Raw genomic sequence first — 17,037 nt, forward strand, 5'->3', positions numbered from 1 at the left:
CTTAAGTTAGTGAGACGGAATAAGAAAATTACTTGCAGGTTGGCCAATTTCGATTGCTTTTCATTTCAAGTGTCAAATGCCTGAGCTTCAGGAAGTCTTATTAAGAAACTTTAAAATGGCGAAGTCAACCCATAATATACGGCTTCCAGCTCTTCCAATGTCATATCACCGTATGCGCATTTGATCACCGAATCAGCAAACTCATCATAATCATAATCGCTGGTAAAGCCTTGCTGCAGAAGTTTTTCGTAGGCTTCAATCTGTTCTTTTTGGTTTTGGATATCTTTTTCCTTTCCTGGATAGTCCGGTTCGTTAACCAAGTCGCTGTTTTGTTTGAACAGCAACATATACTGTTTCAATGTTTCGTCCACAGCTTGTACCTCCTTGTTCTGCCGCTTGTTAGATAATGAAAACGGACACCAATTGTGATGTCCGTCAAAACAGTCACTATTTGGGTTCTGTTCCCCAAATCAGTTTTCCGTTATTATATAATGTGATTTTTTTTGTATCTTTAAACGTATTTGACTGGAAAAAAGAATAATCCCCGGCTTGTGAATAATTGCTCCAGTCCTCATTGTGAAGACGAATTTGAATTTCTCCGGTGCTTGCTCCCGGTGACAGCGTCCCGTTTCTAAACCCAAGTTCCAGATAGGCATCTGCACCTTTTACAGGTTTATGTAATGTCACAAACTTGTGCGTCACATTGCTGCATCCGATCTTCGCGTAATCACAGTCGAAGTTTTGGCCTTTGTTTTTCGTGTTATACCAGTAGCGGACAGTTACATTTTTTAAGTTAACGGTGGTCTTGCTGTTGTTTTTCACATTGATCTGAGGACGGATTTGGTTGCTGTTCACACTTCCATCCCCTGTTCTGTATTGCACAGAGATGCTGTTTTCCTGTGCGGGTTTCTCTTGCTTTGGCGTCTCAGATCTGTCTTCACTCGAATTTTGGGAGCCGCGGATGTTTTCTCTTACAAATGTCCCTGAAGCGGATAAATCTGATAACGGCCAGCCGCCTGTTTTAGATGCCCCCGGCTTTAAAGCTGAGGATGATTCCTGCTTATCAGAAAGGTTCCAGTTTACCCAGCTGATTTTCTTGCTGTCGAGATAATTCAGCCATTCCCTCGACTGGTCAAGGTATACCCCTCCATTTCCGGAAGCGTCACTCGTCCCCCATTCCGTTACAAAAATCGGAGCTCCTTTGCTGAGCGCATAGTCCGCTTTATCCCTTAAAAACTGGCCGTGTGTACCGGCATAAAAATGAAGCGCGTACATGACGTTTGCATCCTTAAGCTGATCATCCGCAGCATCGTTGACATCCTGGCTCCAAGTGCCTGTTCCGGTAATAATGATGTTATCCGGGTCATTTTTACGGATAACGGAAATCACTTCTTCCGCATACGGTTTGATATCGCGCTTCCAATTTACATCACCGTTCGGTTCATTAGCAATTTCATATATAACGTTTGGTGAGCTTCCGTAAAGGCTTGACATTTCCTTAAAGAATTCTTTTGCCTTCTCTTTATTTTGATTTGGATTGCCGTCATTTAAAATATGCCAGTCAATGATGACATATATTCCGAGCTCTTTTGCCGCTTCAACAGCTTCTTTGACTTTATTTTTCACAGACGGATTCTCTATATAACCGCCGTCAGCCGTGTACATTGCCGCCCGGAAGACGGTAATTCCCCAATCGTCTCTTAGCCATTTTAAAGTGTCTTTATTGACATAATCGCCGAACCACTGCAAACCGTGTGAGCTGATCCCCTTCAGCTGCACCGGTTTTCCGTTTTGATTGACTAGCTGAGTACCTTTGATACTAAGCTGCCCATTAAGGGCTACAGGCGTTTTCGCCCCTGCTGCAGAGGCTTCTGGTGCCGCGAAACCGCTAATTGTTAATACTGTCATTAATAAACAAGCGATAAAGATAGAGACTGAACGTTTCATATAGCATTCTCTCCTCCTCCAAATAATCATGTAAAATGTCTGCCTATTAGCTGCCGCTCTCCCTCCCTTTCTTTTTTTAAACACGGACTCATTGTAAAAATCTTTCTCATGATTGTCTATCAACCTAATTTCTTGTTTTTAGACAGCAAAAAAGCCTGTCAATTGACTCTTTTTGTGTTGCTTCTTATACAGCTGACACGTGTATATCAGGGGATAAAAGTGCTTGTTCAGGACTTTACACGTTATTTTTTGATGAAATCAAAAGATTCCGCTTTTTTTCGGCAAATAAAAAGCTGCATTCAATGACTTGAATGCAGCCGTATTCTTTATAAATTATGCTTCTTGTTTCTCTTCTTCCCAAGTTTCAGCGTGTTTCAGTCCTGGGATATTTTTCGCTTTAAACACAGGATCAAGTCCTTGTTTGCGCTGTTTCGCGTAATCTTTATAGACTTTGTATGCTACGTTTGACAGCAGTGTGATCACAACTAAGTTAATTAGCGCCATGAGCCCCATAAAGAGATCCGCCATGTCCCAAACAAGTTGAAAGTCTGCCATACATCCGTAAACAACCATAAAAATAACCGCGATACGGTAAATATTCAGCCATAGCTTGCTAGTTTTAATAAATTCAATATTTGTCTCACCATAATAATAGTTTCCGACAACTGAACTGAATGCAAATAAGAACATTGCGATGGCTATAAAAGTCGGCGTCCAGCTTCCAATATGGTGATTTAATGCAGCCTGTGTTACTTGAATACCGTCACCTTTTGGCGTTACGCTGTAAAGTAATACGATAAACGCAGTGGATGTACAGACAATAAATGTATCGAAAAATACACCCAATGTCTGAATAAGACCCTGTTTTGCCGGGTGCGAAACATGAGCTGTCGCAGCTGCATTCGGCGCGCTTCCCATTCCTGCTTCGTTAGTGAATAGTCCCCGTTTTGCGCCGGTTATAATGATGCCTCCTAAACCGCCGCCGACAATTTGTTCGAAGCCGAAAGCGTTCTTGACAATTGTTGCGATAATTCCCGGGAATGCAGAAATGTTAGTAATCACTACATATAAAGCAATAAGAATATAAATGCCTGCCATTACCGGAACAATTAATTGTGATACCGCCACAATACGTTTTAAACCGCCAAAAATAATAAACGCAGTTAAAACAGCAAGAACGATGGCTACTGCTGTTTTATTCACATGAAAAGCGCCATCTAAGGCACCCGCTATTGTGTTAGTTTGAACAGCGTTAAAGATTAAACCGAACGATACAGTAATTAAAACAGCGAATACAATGCCGAGCCATCTAGCTCCAAGACCCTTTTGGATATAGTAGGCCGGTCCGCCGCGGAAATCCTCCCCGTCTCTCACCTTATAAAGCTGCGCTAACGTACTCTCAACAAAGCTTGAAGCCATCCCTACAGCAGCTACAACCCACATCCAAAATACAGCTCCTGGTCCGCCTGTTGCAATTGCTAAGGCCACACCAGTCAAATTTCCTGTACCAACTCGGGATGCCGCAGAAATAAAGAACGCCTGCATAGATGAAACGCCTTTATTTCCTTCAGGCTTCTCACCTACTATTCTAAACATTTCAATAAAATATCGGAATTGGATAAAACCAAAACGAATTGTAAAAAATAATCCAAGCCCTACTAAAATATAGACTAAATAATCCCAAATAAAGGCACTTGGAATATTAATCATTTTGCTGAAAAAAGACTCCATACTTACCTCCCGTTTTTGCAATTCATGCTGAATTCATTTTTGATGTTAGATTTTTTAACACAACGAGTATTATTATATCACAATATGTCGAATTAGAAAGTTTTTTCGGAAGAATATTATGTTAGTTTGATTTTTTATTTTCTATGAATAAAATCATTAGAAATCAATAAAAAGAGTCTCCCTTTCTATTCATTCTCCGCTTGTTTCTCCCTAACCTTAGGGTGTATATCGTGATAATTTTTGAGCTGCAAACATAACTTTAAAATATGTTTTGAATCACACCCTAGATCGGGTATACATATACTAATAAAAGACATTTCACTTTAAAAAGGAACTGAAACGATATATACTTAACAAAGTGAATTTTATTTTTAAATTTAATAAATCAGGTTTACTTTTAAGATGGTCTGGGGTATCATTATAAAAATATTCAGTAATATCGAAGGGGGGAGATCATTTGAAAAAAGTAACGATACTTAAAGCGTCCATCTTATTTTTGGCGATTGCCAGTTTTCATTTGTTCTCAATTCCCCACGCCTTTGATATTGGCCATCATTATAAAGCGGTAGCCGACCAGCAGGAAATGCATGAGATGAAAGCTGGCCAAAATGCAGATGATGAAAAAAAATCCATCACCGGAGCTTTTGCGCTGACTGCCTTCTCAATGGCTGTGCTGCTGATGACCGCGGAAAACAAAGATATATGTTACTCCCGGAGACGGCAGCGAAGAAAAAGCTTTATACTGGCCAAATTTTATCAATCGTCTTATTTCGACAAACTTCATGTTCAACATCACCCGAATATATAACGAAAATATGAGGAGGCTGTTAACATGTTGTTTATCTTAAGAATGGTGATTTTAGGCTTGTTCTCTTTCACAGCGCTGAACTTATTTGTATGGCAAGGTATTGAAGTCATTCATGCCGTGACAGACTTATTCACCAGCCATGAAAGCTGATGAAAAACAAAATATACCCGCTCACGATATGTGGGCGGGTTTTTTAATGATTATTCAGTTGTAAGACGCCAGACAGCTGTGACCTTGCCTGATTCTTCTTCATCAATAAAGAATGAACCATTGCTGTATCTGTCGTTTGTTCGCAGCTCTTTAGCCTGCAGTTCTTTTCTGTCCCCTTTTTCCGTCTCTGCCATAAACCGCTCATCAAGTCCGCACGCGAACAGCGAAACGACACGATGCGGATTTTTCTTCAGTTCACGCAGCATAACGACTCCCCGTTTTGCACGGGAGGTCTTTTCAAACTCAGAAAGACTCATACGTTTGACCGCTCCCCGCTGTGTAAACAATACGAGAGAATCAGACTCATTCAGAATTTCTCCTGACACGACAAAGTCTCCATCTTTCAAGTTAATTCCTTTAACGCCAGCTGCACGTGCGCCCACAACATTTACTTCATCTTCTCCAAACCATAGGCCATATCCGAGATGTGTCGCCATCAAGATCTGACTGTCACCATTTGTCACATGTACATCAATCAGCTCGTCTTCACCCTTTAGATTTAACGCCACAAGTGCTTTAGAATAACGCTGTGCTTTGTAATGGGTGAGTTCTGTCTTTTTCACCATGCCGTTTTTCGTGAAGAATAAAAGATAAGCAGTTGGATCAAACTCTTTTATCGGTATGGCCTTTACAATCGTTTCGTCACGTTCAATCGTGATTATGTTAGAAAAGTGCTGGCCCATGTCCTTCCATCTGATATCAGGCAGCTGGTGAACCGGACAATAGATATAGCTTCCCTTATTCGTGAAAAGCAGCAGCACATCTGTCGTATTCATTTCAAACTGGTGCAGCATCCTGTCTGTGTCCTTCATTCCAAAATCCTGTCCGTTTGAAGCGGCAAAGGAACGCTGGCTTGTGCGCTTTAAGTAGCCATCTTTTGTAACGGTCACGTATACATCCTCAGAGGCAACCATGACTTCAAGATTAATTTTGATTTCCTCAATTTTTTCTTCAATGACAGAGCGTCTCGTGTCCGCATATTTCTTTTTCAGCGCTTTTAAGCTGTTTGTAATGACCTTTAACAGCTTTTTATCATTGCTCAAAATCGATTCAAGCTCTTCAATATTTTTGCTGAGCTCTTCAGCCTCTTCCTTGAGCGCTGTGATATCGGTATTTGTTAAACGATATAGCTGCAAGGACACGATAGCTTCAGCCTGAGGCTCAGTGAATTCATATTTCGCCATTAAATTGTTTTTGGCGTCACGTTTATCGCTTGAGGAGCGAATCGTTGCGATAACTTCATCCAAGATCGATAAAGCTTTCATAAGACCTTCTACAATGTGATGTCTGTCTTTTGCTTTTTGAAGCTCGTAAACGGATCGGTTTGTGACAACTTCTTTTTGGTGGCCGATGTATGCATCTAAAATAGATGGCAGACTCATCAGCATTGGACGGCGGTTGTGGATCGCCACCATATTAAAGTTATACGTAATCTGTAAATCAGTATTTTTATATAAGTAATTCAAAATGCCCTTGGCATCTGCTTCTTTCTTTAGTTCTACGACCACTCTAAGGCCGGTTCGGTCTGTTTCGTCTCGAACCTCGGAGATGCCCTCAACCTTTTTATCAATACGGTACTCGTCCATTTTTTTCACAAGGTTGGCTTTATTGACTTCAAACGGAATTTCTGTAATCACAATTTGCTCACGTCCGCCTCTGATCGTTTCGATCTCAGCTTTTCCGCGGATAATAATTTTCCCTTTTCCGGTTTCGTAGGCTTTTCTAATGCCATCAACGCCCTGGATAATTCCGCCTGTCGGAAAGTCAGGCCCTTTGATCACTTCCATGAGATCGTCTACAGAGCATGACGGCATTTGAATGCGTTTAATAACAGCATCAATGACCTCTCCTAAATGATGAGGCGGTATATCAGTCGCGTATCCTGCAGATATACCGGTAGATCCGTTGACCAGCAAGTTAGGGAACATAGCCGGAAGTACAACAGGCTCCTTGCTTGTATCATCAAAGTTTGGGACAAATTCAACAGTATTTTTGTCAATATCCCGCAGAAGCTCTGATGCAATCGAAGACAACTTCGCTTCTGTGTAACGCATGGCCGCCGGAGGATCTCCATCTATACTTCCGTTATTCCCGTGCATTTCAATTAATACATTCCGCACTTTCCAATCCTGGCTCATCCGCACCATTGCTTCATACACCGAACTGTCACCGTGCGGATGGTAGTTACCGATGACATTACCGACCGTTTTGGCCGCTTTTCTGAAATTTTTATCAAATGTGTTTCCGTCCGTATGCATCGCATACAGAATTCTGCGCTGTACGGGCTTTAAACCGTCGCGCGCATCAGGAAGCGCCCTGTCTTGAATAATATATTTACTATAGCGTCCAAAACGGTCGCCGATCACCTCTTCTAATGGTAAATCATGAAATAATTCTGGCTGTGACAATCATTAAACCTCCTCAGCGACCGATAAGTTTTCATTTTCTAAAATATTGCTTTCTTCATCCAAGCCGAAAGCTACATTTTTCTCAATCCACTTTCTGCGCGGCTCTACTTTATCGCCCATTAATGTCGTCACGCGTCTCTCAACACGTGCCGCGTCGTCAATTTTGACCCTTACAAGCGTACGGGATTCCGGATTCATCGTCGTTTCCCACAGCTGATCTGCGTTCATCTCACCAAGACCCTTGTATCGCTGGATTGTATAGCCCTTGCCGACTTTTTTCAGTACATCATCCATCTCTTCATCAGACCATGCATATTCAATGATTTCTTTTTTCCCGCTGCCTTTGCTGACCTTATATAAAGGAGGCAGTGCAATAAATACCTTTCCATTCTCAATGAGCGGCTTCATATAGCGATAGAAAAAGGTTAAAAGCAGTACTTGAATATGAGCGCCGTCAGTATCGGCATCCGTCATAATGATGATTTTATCGTAGTTAATGTCGTCGACTGAAAAATCAGCCCCGACACCGCCGCCGATGGCATGAATGATCGTATTAATCTCTTCGTTTTTAAAGATATCAGCAAGCTTTGCTTTTTCCGTGTTAATGACTTTACCGCGCAATGGCAGAACCGCTTGGAATCTGCGGTCTCTTCCCTGCTTTGCTGAACCACCCGCAGAGTCACCCTCAACGAGATACAATTCATTTTTTGCCGGATTTCTCGAACCCGCAGGTGTCAGCTTACCGCTTAATGTCGCTTCTGATTTTTTTCGTTTTTTGCCGCTTCTGGCTTCTTCCCGGGCTTTACGTGCCGCTTCTCGCGCCTGGCTCGCCTTTATTGCTTTTTTCACAAGAAGAGTAGCGGTGTCCCGATTTTCCTCTAAAAAGTAAGCAAGCTGTTCTGATACGATTGCGTCTACAGCAGATCTTGCTTCGCTTGTGCCGAGTTTTCCTTTTGTTTGTCCTTCAAATTGAAGAAGTTCTTCAGGAATACGGACAGAGATTATAGCTGAAAGCCCTTCCCTTATATCTGTGCCTTCAAGGTTTTTATCCTTTTCTTTCAGCAAAGCCACTTTTCTCGCATATTCATTAAAGGCTCTCGTCATCGCTGTCTTTGCACCTGACTCATGAGTACCGCCGTCTTTTGTTCTGACGTTGTTAACAAACGACAGGATATTTTCTGAATAGCCGTCGTTAAACTGAAACGCAAAATCCACTTCGATGGAATGATGCTCTCCTTCAAATGAGACCACTTCAGACAGAGCATCTTTTTCCTCATTTAAGTAAGCAACAAACGCTTCTATTCCGTTCTCATAATAAAAGACTTCACGCTGGCCGTTCCGCTCGTCAATCAGTTCAATTTTTAATCCTTTTAATAAAAACGCTGATTCCCGTAAGCGTTCAGAAAGCGTTTCAAAATTATAAGTTGTTGTGCTGAACATTGTCGGATCAGGCTTAAAGTGAGTAAGTGTGCCTGTCTTTTTCGTTTTGCCAATCTTTTCGAGAGATGTGACCGGTTTACCTCCGTTTTCAAAACGCTGCTGATAGACGAAGCCGTCCCGCTCAATCGTAACCGTTAGCCATTCAGATAAAGCATTCACGACAGATGCGCCGACGCCGTGAAGCCCTCCGCTTGTCTTATAACCGCCTTGACCGAATTTTCCGCCTGCGTGAAGCACCGTTAAAATGACCTCAGGGGTTGGTTTGCCGAGTTTATGCATTCCAGTCGGCATGCCGCGGCCTCTATCCTGTACAGAAATACTGTTGTCTTTATGTATTTTAACGATAATGTGATCTCCATGGCCGGCAAGTACCTCATCGACGGAGTTATCTACAATTTCATAAACCAAGTGATGCAAGCCTCTCGCGTCGGTTGAGCCAATATACATACCCGGCCTTTTCCTTACGGCTTCAAGGCCTTCCAGCACCTGTATGGCATCTTCGTTGTAATCAAATTGCTGTTTTCTAGCCAAACGTACAAACCCCTTTCAAAAAACTAACATTCTCTTTTTCATTGTTACTTGTCAATTGTATAAAAGTATTTTTCATAATCCTTGCCCCGGTGCGCTTCTGCCTTGGACTCTTCATTATAACCAATGTCATCCCATTCTCAACATACAGCTAACGAATCATTCCGTAAAACATCCAAAAGTGCTGTTTTTCCGAGATGAGAACGTATGTTTGTTTATTATATATAAAGCAGCGGACCTTCGCAAATCGAACGGCCGGAACCCAGCTTAGCAAGGCATTCAAAAAAAGCTGTTCAAGCTTTATTGTATCTGTTTCACAGTAATTCGCAAACAATATCTTTACATGAAAAAGCAAAAATCCTTGAATTCACAAGGATTTTTGCAGCTCTGCACCTATTTTGTTACAGCGTGTGCCACTTTTATGCACAGATCCATGATGACCGTTCTGCCTTCTTCCTTCAGCATCTGATAAGCCTCTTCGTTTACCAGTCCTTGCTGCGCCCAAAATACCGGGGCATCTGTCTCCAGAAACTCTTTAGCGACATCAGGAAGCTGTTCTGAACGTCTGAATACATTTACGATATCAATCGGACCGTCAATTTCTTTTAACGATGATACGGCTTTTACACCAAGCGCCTCTTCGATCGTCGGATTTACTGGTATGATTTCGTATCCCGCATCCTGCATCGCTTTTGATACCATATACGATGTTCTATCGGGACGGTCTGAAAGCCCGACTACAGCAATTCTCTTACTTCCATCAAGAATTTCTTTGATTTCCGCTTTTGAAGGGTTTTGCATGATAGACCACTCCTTTTTGTTTATTCTACACGACCGAAAAGGAAGAAATCAAAATATGATGTATGGCTGATTAGATTTGTAAGCAACTTTACAAAAAAACTTATCATCAGATCATGACATCTCATGTTAAAATAGAGATTAGGGACATTGAAAAAGGAGAAATGTAGATGTTAATTGCTTTATTGATTATTTTGGCCTACTTGATAGGCAGTATTCCATCTGGCTTAATCGTAGGTAAGCTTGCCAAGGGAATTGATATTCGGGAGCATGGAAGCGGAAACTTAGGCGCTACCAACGCGTTCCGTACACTGGGCGTAAAAGCTGGTTCGGTTGTCATAGCCGGAGATATTTTAAAAGGGACACTGGCAGCAGCATTGCCTTACCTCATGCATGTTGATATTCATCCGCTCCTTGCGGGAGTCATAGCGGTTCTTGGCCATGTATTTCCTGTGTTCGCCAAATTTAAAGGCGGCAAAGCCGTAGCAACTTCGGGAGGCGTCTTGCTGTTTTATGCTCCTCTGTTATTCATTTCAATGGTTGCGGTCTTTTTCATCTTTTTATACTTGACTAAATTTGTCTCTTTGTCATCAATGTTAACAGGGATATATACTGTCATATATAGTCTCTTTGTACATGATAAGTATTTATTGATTGTCGTCACGCTGCTTACTGTTTTTGTAATATACAGGCACCGGGCGAATATCAAACGAATTATCAATAAAACAGAACCTAAAGTCAAATGGTTATAAATGTTTAAAAAACTTCTATTTTGACACGAGATAGCCTTATACGTTTATAATAGAGAAAATCAAATGATAACAAAGGGAAAAGGGGGTCCTGTTATGAATATGACAGTTAACGAAGACGCGCTGAATTGGTATAAAGAAGAGCTCGATTTACAAAACGGAGACCAAGTTCGATTTTTCGTCCGCTATGGCGGCTGCAGCAACGTTCAAAAAGGCTTTTCTCTCGGAGTGGCGAAAGATGCTCCCCAAGAGGCAGGAGTCACGGCAGAAGTCGGCGGCATTACCTTCTTTATTGAAGAAAGTGATCTTTGGTACTTTGACAACCATGATCTTCTCGTCAGCTATTCAGAGTCGGCTGATGAGCCTGTATTTGAATACCATTAAGAAAAAGAACGCATATCATATGCGTTCTTTTTTTATAAATGAAAACGTGTGAGATGGTCGGTCAGCTTTTCTTGTTCTAAGATATATTTTTGCGTCTCGCCCAATAGATCAAAGTGGGGAAATTCGCTTTTTTTATGTATCCATTCTTCCTTCAAACCGTACGCCGCACCCCATTGAACCAGCTTATCAATATCTGCACAGCCTGCTTTTGTCACGGTTTTAGATTCGGGGAAACGGTCATCCAGCCAATAATGTGTTAAAAATGCGATTTCCCCTCTTTTGACTGCCTTCTTCCAGCGGTTAACTTCCTCCCGTTTCACGCCAAATGCCATATGTCATTCACTTCCTATTTTTTGGCCTTTTCATATGCTGCGTGCCAATCGGGGAAAGCCTTACGAAACTGAATCGGTTTAAAACTTTCTTTATCCACACAAATATGAGATGATTTCGATTGAATAGATAGCTCACCAGCCGGATTATAAATATGGTAGCCATATATGGTTTTAAAGCCGTTGTATTCCTCAATCCATGTGTGCACCACCGCAGTTTCTCCATAGTGGAGGGGTTTTTTGTAGGAAATATTGATATCAACGACTGGAGAAAGCACGCCTTTCTTTTCCATATCACTGTACAAAAAGCCTAGGTCTTTAATGAGTGCCGTCCTTCCGACCTCCATCCAAACAAGATAATTCGCATGATACACGATCCCCATTTGATCTGTTTCGGCGTAACGCACTTCTATTTCTGTTTTTGATACATGCAAGATACTCTGCTCCCTTAATCAGTTTAGCCCCATTTTACCACATCCAAATCAGAAAGAAAAAAACCAGGTTTCCCTGGTTTTTACGAACGGTATCCGTTTTCTCTCGCTTCGGATTCGTCTTGAATTTCATTGCGAAATGCTTCGATGCTCTCTTCCCGTCTTGCGTTTTTTTCTTTGATGCGCTGCTTATCTTCTCCTGAAGCAAACTCCATTGATTCCTTTGCTTCTTCTATATTTTCGATTGTATTTTGGACCATATCCTGCAGTTTCTCTACGTTATCGGAACGGTCGTCAGGATTGGGCTGCTGATATTGATTTTGGTTTTTTGTCATTGGATGGACCTCCTAGAATAAAATCAATCCGGCGCTACTCGCCTTTCGTCTGCATGATAATTGGCTGCTGACCAGAAGTATCGTGCATTTTTTCCCCTTTATTGCGTTTATATTTAACAGGCTTTGTACCCAAGTGGCTTGGAGCATATTGAGGCTGACCGTTTTTCTTGTTGTTTCCCATGTTTATCCCTCCTCAACAAATAGGATTCTCAAAAGGAGGGGCAAACATGAATACAAATTAAAGGTTATTTTTGCTTAAATCGCTGTTCAAGCTTTTCCTCAAGCTGATTTAAATATTCCGTATTCGTCATCAGCTCTTTTTTGTTTTCCATGACGAGCTCATGAAAAGAACGTTTTCTCATCTTCTTCACTCTTCTCACCTCCGCGTATTCTTTTATTTTTTCCAATTCTGAAAATTTGTAAGCATGTTTGCACATAAAAAAACTGAATCTAATGAAGATCCAGTTTTTCTTTCATCTCTTTTTTTGTCATGGTCCCAATATGTATGTCTTGAATCACGCCTTTTTCATCTAAAATATACGTAGTTGGGTATGAAAACACATTATAGTCAGCATTAATTCCTTTTTTATCAATCAAAATGGGGAAGGTTAAATGATACGTATCAGCAAAGGTTTGCACCTGTTTCTCGCTTTTCTCAGCTGAAGTGAAATTAACTGCAATAACCGCTACATCTGAGTGCTCCTTTTGCAGTTCCTCCATCGCCGGCATTTCCTGTCGGCACGGTTTGCACCAAGTTGCCCAGAAGTTAAGCAGAACTTTTTTGCCTTTGACATCTGATAAAGAGGTCCTTTCTCCTGATAGCGTTTTCAGAGTGAAGTCAGGCGCTTGCTGTCCCTCTTCAATGCCTATTTCTTTTTTGCTAAATTGCTGATAGATGTTCCAGCACATGTATCCGGCAAGCCCAATCAACAGGATTCCTGCCACCCATTTTTTCAGCATAAATTCACCCCCGGAGCTATCTTATTTCATAAAAAGAAGAGAAAGCAGGCTGCCTTCTCTTCTTCATACATTATGATTGCTTCATTTTTTCGCGAAGCACCATTTGCAGAATTCCGCCATGGCGGTAATAATCAATTTCAACTTCACTATCGAAGCGCACAAGTGCTTCAAATGTTTTTACACTTCCGTCTTCATCAATTGCTCTTACTGTAACGATATCACGAGGGCGTACGCTTTCATCAACATCCACCTCGATCACTTCTTTACCGCTTAAGCCGAGTGTATCCGCATTTTCACCTTGTTTAAATTGAAGCGGGAGCACACCCATGAATACCAGGTTACTTCTGTGAATTCTTTCAAAGCTCTCAGCAATTACAGTTCTAATGCCGAGCAGGTTTGTTCCTTTTGCAGCCCAGTCACGGGAAGATCCCATACCATAATCTTTGCCCGCTAAGATGGCAAGGCCTGTTTTATCTTCTTTATATTTCATGCAGGCATCATAGATTGATGTCACTTCACCAGTCGGCCAGTACGTTGTAAATCCGCCTTCTGTGCCCGGCGCGATTTGGTTTTTGATGCGGATGTTTGCAAATGTTCCTCTCATCATAACCTCATGGTTTCCGCGGCGTGAACCGTAGGAGTTAAAGTCACGAGGTGACACACCTTTTGCTTGCAAGTATTTTCCGGCAGGTGTATCTTTTCCGATTGCCCCTGCTGGAGAGATATGGTCGGTTGTGACTGAATCGCCGAATTTACCGACAACACGAAGGCCTTTTAAAGGTTCAACCTTGCCTGGTTCAACTGACATTTCTTCGAAGAATGGCGGGTTTTGGATATAAGTTGACTCATTATCCCATTTATACAGCGCTTCATCTGTTGTCTCAATCTCATTCCAGCGTTTGTTGTCATCGAATACTGTTTCGTACTCCTTGCGGAAGAGCTCCGGTGTAACAGTTTGTTTAACAAGTGAATTAATTTCGTCCATTGACGGCCAAATATCGTTGAAGTACACTTTTTGTCCGTCTTTTCCGACACCGATCGGATCAGTCTTCAGGTTAATGTTCACTGTTCCAGCTAGCGCATAAGCTACTACAAGCGGCGGAGAAGCAAGATAGTTACCTTTCACAAGCGGATGAATACGTCCTTCGAAGTTACGGTTTCCAGAAAGAACAGACGTAATCAACAGGTCATTTTTCGCAACTGCTTCTTCAATTTCCGGTGAAAGCGGACCTGAGTTTCCGATACATGTTGTACATCCGTATCCGACGAGGTTAAAACCAAGCTCTTTCATGTATGGAAGAAGGCCTGAATTAACAAGATATCCTGTAACAACCTTAGAACCCGGTGCAAGTGATGTTTTCACGTAGTTAGGCACTTTGAGTCCTAATTCAACCGCTTTTTTCGCCACAAGGCCGGCGCCGATTAAGACGTATGGGTTAGATGTATTTGTACAGCTTGTAATCGCAGCAATAGCGATTGCACCCGTTTTCATGACTGTTTCTTCGCCGTTAAGCAATTTAAATTTAATTTCTTTGTCTTCCTCTTCGGCGTTTAATCCGAATCCTTGGTTACCCGCAGGGCTGACTAAGTGCTTTTTAAACGTTTCCTGCATAGCAGAAAGCGGGATCAAATCCTGAGGACGTTTTGGACCGGAAAGGTTTGCTTCAATTTTAGACAAATCAATTTCAACGACATCAGTAAATTGCGGGTCTTCTACATCTGGAGTGTAGAACAAGCCGTTGCTTCTGCAGTATGCTTCTACTACGTCAATATGTTCAGCATCGCGGCCTGTCAAACGCAGATAATTTAGAGCTTCTTCATCTACAGGGAAGAATCCGCATGTTGCACCGTATTCCGGAGCCATGTTAGCGATTGTCGCACGGTCTGCCAGCGGCAGTTCAGCAACTCCCGGTCCGAAGAACTCAACAAATTTACCGACTACGCCTTTTTCACGCAGTACTTGTGTCACTTTTAACGCCAAGTCAGTGGCTGTTGTTCCATTCGGAAGCTTTCCGACGAGTTTCGCGCCGATTACCTCAGGAACAGGGAAATAAGAAGGCTGCCCAAGCATTCCGGCTTCCGCTTCAATTCCGCCGACACCCCAGCCGAGAACACCGATTCCGTTAATCATTGTTGTATGCGAGTCAGTTCCTACCAGCGTATCAGGATACGTAATCAGTTCTCCGTCTTCTTCGACTGCGTGGACAACACTTGCCAAGAACTCAAGGTTTACCTGGTGAACGATACCTGTTGCTGGCGGTACTGCCTGGTAGTTATTAAACGCTTTCTTTGCCCAGCTTAAAAATTTGTAACGCTCTGCATTTCTTTCGAATTCCAAGTCCATATTAATAGCCAGAGCATCTTCTGTGCCCGCTTTATCAACCTGTACAGAGTGGTCGATGACAAGATCAACAGGAATCTCAGGGTTGATTTTGTCAGGATCTCCGCCGACAGCTGCCATTGCTTTACGTAATGAAGCAAGGTCAACTACTGCCGGTACCCCAGTGAAATCTTGTAAAATAACGCGTGATGGTTTAAACGGAACATCGATTTCCTTTAACTCGGCAGTTCCCCATTTTGCCAAATTTTCCACGTGTTCTTTTTTGATGACGAATCCGTCAACTTGACGCAATACAGATTCTAAAAGAACTTTAATGGAATAAGGAAGCTTCGACACATTTCCGATCCCCAAATCTTCCAATGCTTTCAAAGAGTAGTAATGATAAGTTTTCCCATTTGTAGTAAACGATTTTCTCGCTTGGAAAACGTCTTTTGCTGCAGTTTTTTGCTCGTTTGCCATTCTCCAAAATCCCCCTTCAGATCAGTTCATTCTCAGATGAACATTACATTCCATCACAATTTTCTCACAATTTCATATTAAAACAAAATCATACATAAGTAAATATCAATGTTTTTATTAAATACAATAAGATTGGCTTATCAGGGCGAAAAATCGGGAAATTTTACTGTCTGCACTCTCTCATATTCCTCATTGAAAGAAGCCATATTATGATTGAGGTGATAATGATGGTCAAACGAAAAGCAAATCACGTAATAAATGGGATGAATGACGCGAAAAGCCAAGGCAAAGGCGCCGGCTATGTAGAAAACGATCAGCTTGTACTGACTGAAGCAGAACGCCAAAATAACAAAAAAAGAAAAACCAATCAATAACGTTGAACTCTTTTAAGGAGGTTCTCATTTTATGACCAATAAAAATACAAGTAAAGATATGCATAAAAACGCTCCTAAAGGACACAATCCGGGTCAGCCGGAACCCCTCAGCGGAAGCAAGAAAGTGAAAAACAGAAATCACACAAGACAAAAGCACAATTCAAGCCATGATATGTAATAAAAGCAGACCTTAGCGTCTGTTTTTTTATGCGTTCACCCATCTCTGACCAACTGCATAAGCTAAAGCAAGGTTGATATATGGAGGAATGCTTCCATGACCCATTCAAAACGAAATGATGCTAATGATTTCGATGGTATGGAGGAATGGCTTCGGCAATTTTTTGAAGATCCGTTCGCCTGGTACGACGAAACATTACCTATTGATCTATATGAAACAAGTCAGCAATATATTATTGAAGCAGATCTGTCGGCTATACAGCCGACACAAATCACAATTACCTTGTCCGGATGTGAGTTCATCCTGACGGTTAAATCCTCAGAACAGACTCTTGAAAAACAAATGATGCTTCCTTTTTATTTGAATGACAAGTCGATTGAGACTGAATGCGAAAATCAAATTCTCACAGTTGCCGTCAATAAAGAGACGAATGATGGCTCTTCTTTTTCTCTTCAATTCCCTCTCAGCTAAAATCAAAAGTCACTTTCATCCCCTATAATGAAAGTGACTTTTTTTCCGTCCATTTATCGTCAAATACCCTCTAGTGACTCTCCCATGGCCAAATAGCAGATTCACTATACAATAGAATATGATCTACCATCTCTTTTGACTAGACGTCTATCATTT

The 17,037-nt window shown here is 41.7% G+C and carries 20 protein-coding genes; 7 read left to right on the forward strand and 13 right to left on the reverse strand.

Annotated elements, in window-relative coordinates:
• Positions 1-110: 110 nt before the first annotated feature.
• From ACQVGS_RS12135 to ACQVGS_RS12145, 3 genes are all read right to left on the reverse strand, one after another.
• Positions 111-371 (reverse strand): YnfE family protein, encoded by a 261-nt coding sequence (locus ACQVGS_RS12135; RefSeq protein ID WP_103671509.1) that lies wholly within the window; start codon positions 369-371, stop codon positions 111-113.
• A 76-nt stretch (positions 372-447) separates the two neighbouring features.
• Complete coding sequence (locus tag ACQVGS_RS12140) at positions 448-1,947, reverse strand: cellulase family glycosylhydrolase (RefSeq protein ID WP_491830269.1); 1,500 nt, start codon at positions 1,945-1,947, stop codon at positions 448-450.
• 333 nt (positions 1,948-2,280) lie between these two features.
• Complete coding sequence (locus ACQVGS_RS12145) at positions 2,281-3,678, reverse strand: alanine/glycine:cation symporter family protein (RefSeq protein ID WP_106021643.1); 1,398 nt, start codon at positions 3,676-3,678, stop codon at positions 2,281-2,283.
• A 457-nt stretch (positions 3,679-4,135) separates the two neighbouring features.
• Between ACQVGS_RS12145 and ACQVGS_RS12150 the strand changes: the two genes are divergently transcribed.
• Both ACQVGS_RS12150 and ACQVGS_RS12155 read left to right on the forward strand, forming a co-directional pair.
• Positions 4,136-4,486 (forward strand): hypothetical protein, encoded by a 351-nt coding sequence (locus ACQVGS_RS12150; protein WP_044155717.1) that lies wholly within the window; start codon positions 4,136-4,138, stop codon positions 4,484-4,486.
• A gap of 24 nt (positions 4,487-4,510) precedes the next feature.
• The gene (locus tag ACQVGS_RS12155) at positions 4,511-4,636 is read left to right on the forward strand and encodes a hypothetical protein (protein WP_010334426.1); all 126 of its coding nucleotides are present in this window, start codon (positions 4,511-4,513) and stop codon (positions 4,634-4,636) included.
• A gap of 50 nt (positions 4,637-4,686) precedes the next feature.
• On the opposite strand, the gene parC is transcribed toward ACQVGS_RS12155, so the two are convergent.
• The 3 genes from parC to ACQVGS_RS12170 form a co-directional block, all read right to left on the reverse strand.
• A complete protein-coding gene (gene parC, locus ACQVGS_RS12160) occupies positions 4,687-7,104 on the reverse strand; it encodes a DNA topoisomerase IV subunit A (protein ID WP_491830270.1) in 2,418 nt (805 codons plus the stop codon).
• Between the two features lie 3 nt (positions 7,105-7,107).
• Positions 7,108-9,075 (reverse strand): DNA topoisomerase IV subunit B, encoded by a 1,968-nt coding sequence (parE, locus tag ACQVGS_RS12165; protein WP_095713928.1) that lies wholly within the window; start codon positions 9,073-9,075, stop codon positions 7,108-7,110.
• 390 nt (positions 9,076-9,465) lie between these two features.
• Complete coding sequence (locus tag ACQVGS_RS12170) at positions 9,466-9,873, reverse strand: CoA-binding protein (protein ID WP_024121592.1); 408 nt, start codon at positions 9,871-9,873, stop codon at positions 9,466-9,468.
• A gap of 167 nt (positions 9,874-10,040) precedes the next feature.
• Here ACQVGS_RS12170 and plsY point away from each other — a divergent pair, with 167 nt between their 5' ends.
• Positions 10,041-10,622 carry a glycerol-3-phosphate 1-O-acyltransferase PlsY gene (gene plsY, locus ACQVGS_RS12175; RefSeq protein ID WP_316961247.1) on the forward strand — a complete coding sequence of 194 codons (582 nt, stop codon included), beginning with the start codon at positions 10,041-10,043 and terminating at the stop codon, positions 10,620-10,622.
• Positions 10,623-10,715: 93 nt separating this feature from the next.
• Positions 10,716-11,003: a HesB/YadR/YfhF family protein gene (locus ACQVGS_RS12180; RefSeq protein WP_024121590.1), complete on the forward strand. Its 288-nt coding sequence runs from the start codon at positions 10,716-10,718 to the stop codon at positions 11,001-11,003.
• A gap of 32 nt (positions 11,004-11,035) precedes the next feature.
• On the opposite strand, the gene ACQVGS_RS12185 is transcribed toward ACQVGS_RS12180, so the two are convergent.
• The 7 genes from ACQVGS_RS12185 to acnA form a co-directional block, all read right to left on the reverse strand.
• On the reverse strand, positions 11,036-11,335 hold the full coding sequence (locus tag ACQVGS_RS12185; RefSeq protein WP_024121589.1) for a hypothetical protein: 300 nt from the start codon (positions 11,333-11,335) through the stop codon (positions 11,036-11,038).
• Between the two features lie 14 nt (positions 11,336-11,349).
• A complete protein-coding gene (locus tag ACQVGS_RS12190; RefSeq protein WP_316961246.1) occupies positions 11,350-11,766 on the reverse strand; it encodes a YbgC/FadM family acyl-CoA thioesterase in 417 nt (138 codons plus the stop codon).
• An 80-nt stretch (positions 11,767-11,846) separates the two neighbouring features.
• Positions 11,847-12,098 (reverse strand): small acid-soluble spore protein Tlp, encoded by a 252-nt coding sequence (tlp, locus tag ACQVGS_RS12195; RefSeq protein WP_105991921.1) that lies wholly within the window; start codon positions 12,096-12,098, stop codon positions 11,847-11,849.
• Between the two features lie 34 nt (positions 12,099-12,132).
• Positions 12,133-12,279, reverse strand: a complete 147-nt coding sequence (gene sspN, locus ACQVGS_RS12200) for an acid-soluble spore protein SspN (RefSeq protein WP_024121586.1) — start codon at positions 12,277-12,279, stop codon at positions 12,133-12,135.
• 64 nt (positions 12,280-12,343) lie between these two features.
• Complete coding sequence (locus ACQVGS_RS12205; protein WP_003244964.1) at positions 12,344-12,469, reverse strand: FbpB family small basic protein; 126 nt, start codon at positions 12,467-12,469, stop codon at positions 12,344-12,346.
• 79 nt (positions 12,470-12,548) lie between these two features.
• Positions 12,549-13,058, reverse strand: coding sequence for a redoxin domain-containing protein (locus ACQVGS_RS12210; RefSeq protein WP_024121585.1), 510 nt, complete (start codon positions 13,056-13,058; stop codon positions 12,549-12,551).
• Positions 13,059-13,128: 70 nt separating this feature from the next.
• Entirely contained in the window at positions 13,129-15,858 is a 2,730-nt protein-coding gene (acnA, locus tag ACQVGS_RS12215; RefSeq protein ID WP_283913007.1) for an aconitate hydratase AcnA, read from the reverse strand.
• 227 nt (positions 15,859-16,085) lie between these two features.
• On the opposite strand from acnA, the gene sspO reads away from it, so the two are divergent.
• The 3 genes from sspO (at position 16,086) to cotM (ending at position 16,881) form a co-directional block, all read left to right on the forward strand.
• Complete coding sequence (gene sspO, locus ACQVGS_RS12220) at positions 16,086-16,232, forward strand: small acid-soluble spore protein SspO (protein WP_003221239.1); 147 nt, start codon at positions 16,086-16,088, stop codon at positions 16,230-16,232.
• A gap of 31 nt (positions 16,233-16,263) precedes the next feature.
• Positions 16,264-16,410 (forward strand): small acid-soluble spore protein P, encoded by a 147-nt coding sequence (locus ACQVGS_RS12225; protein WP_003221237.1) that lies wholly within the window; start codon positions 16,264-16,266, stop codon positions 16,408-16,410.
• A gap of 78 nt (positions 16,411-16,488) precedes the next feature.
• Entirely contained in the window at positions 16,489-16,881 is a 393-nt protein-coding gene (cotM, locus tag ACQVGS_RS12230; protein WP_081638313.1) for an outer spore coat protein CotM, read from the forward strand.
• The last annotated feature ends 156 nt before the right edge of the window (positions 16,882-17,037 follow it).

The sequence above is a fragment of the Bacillus sp. SD127 genome (genome assembly GCF_058566445.1).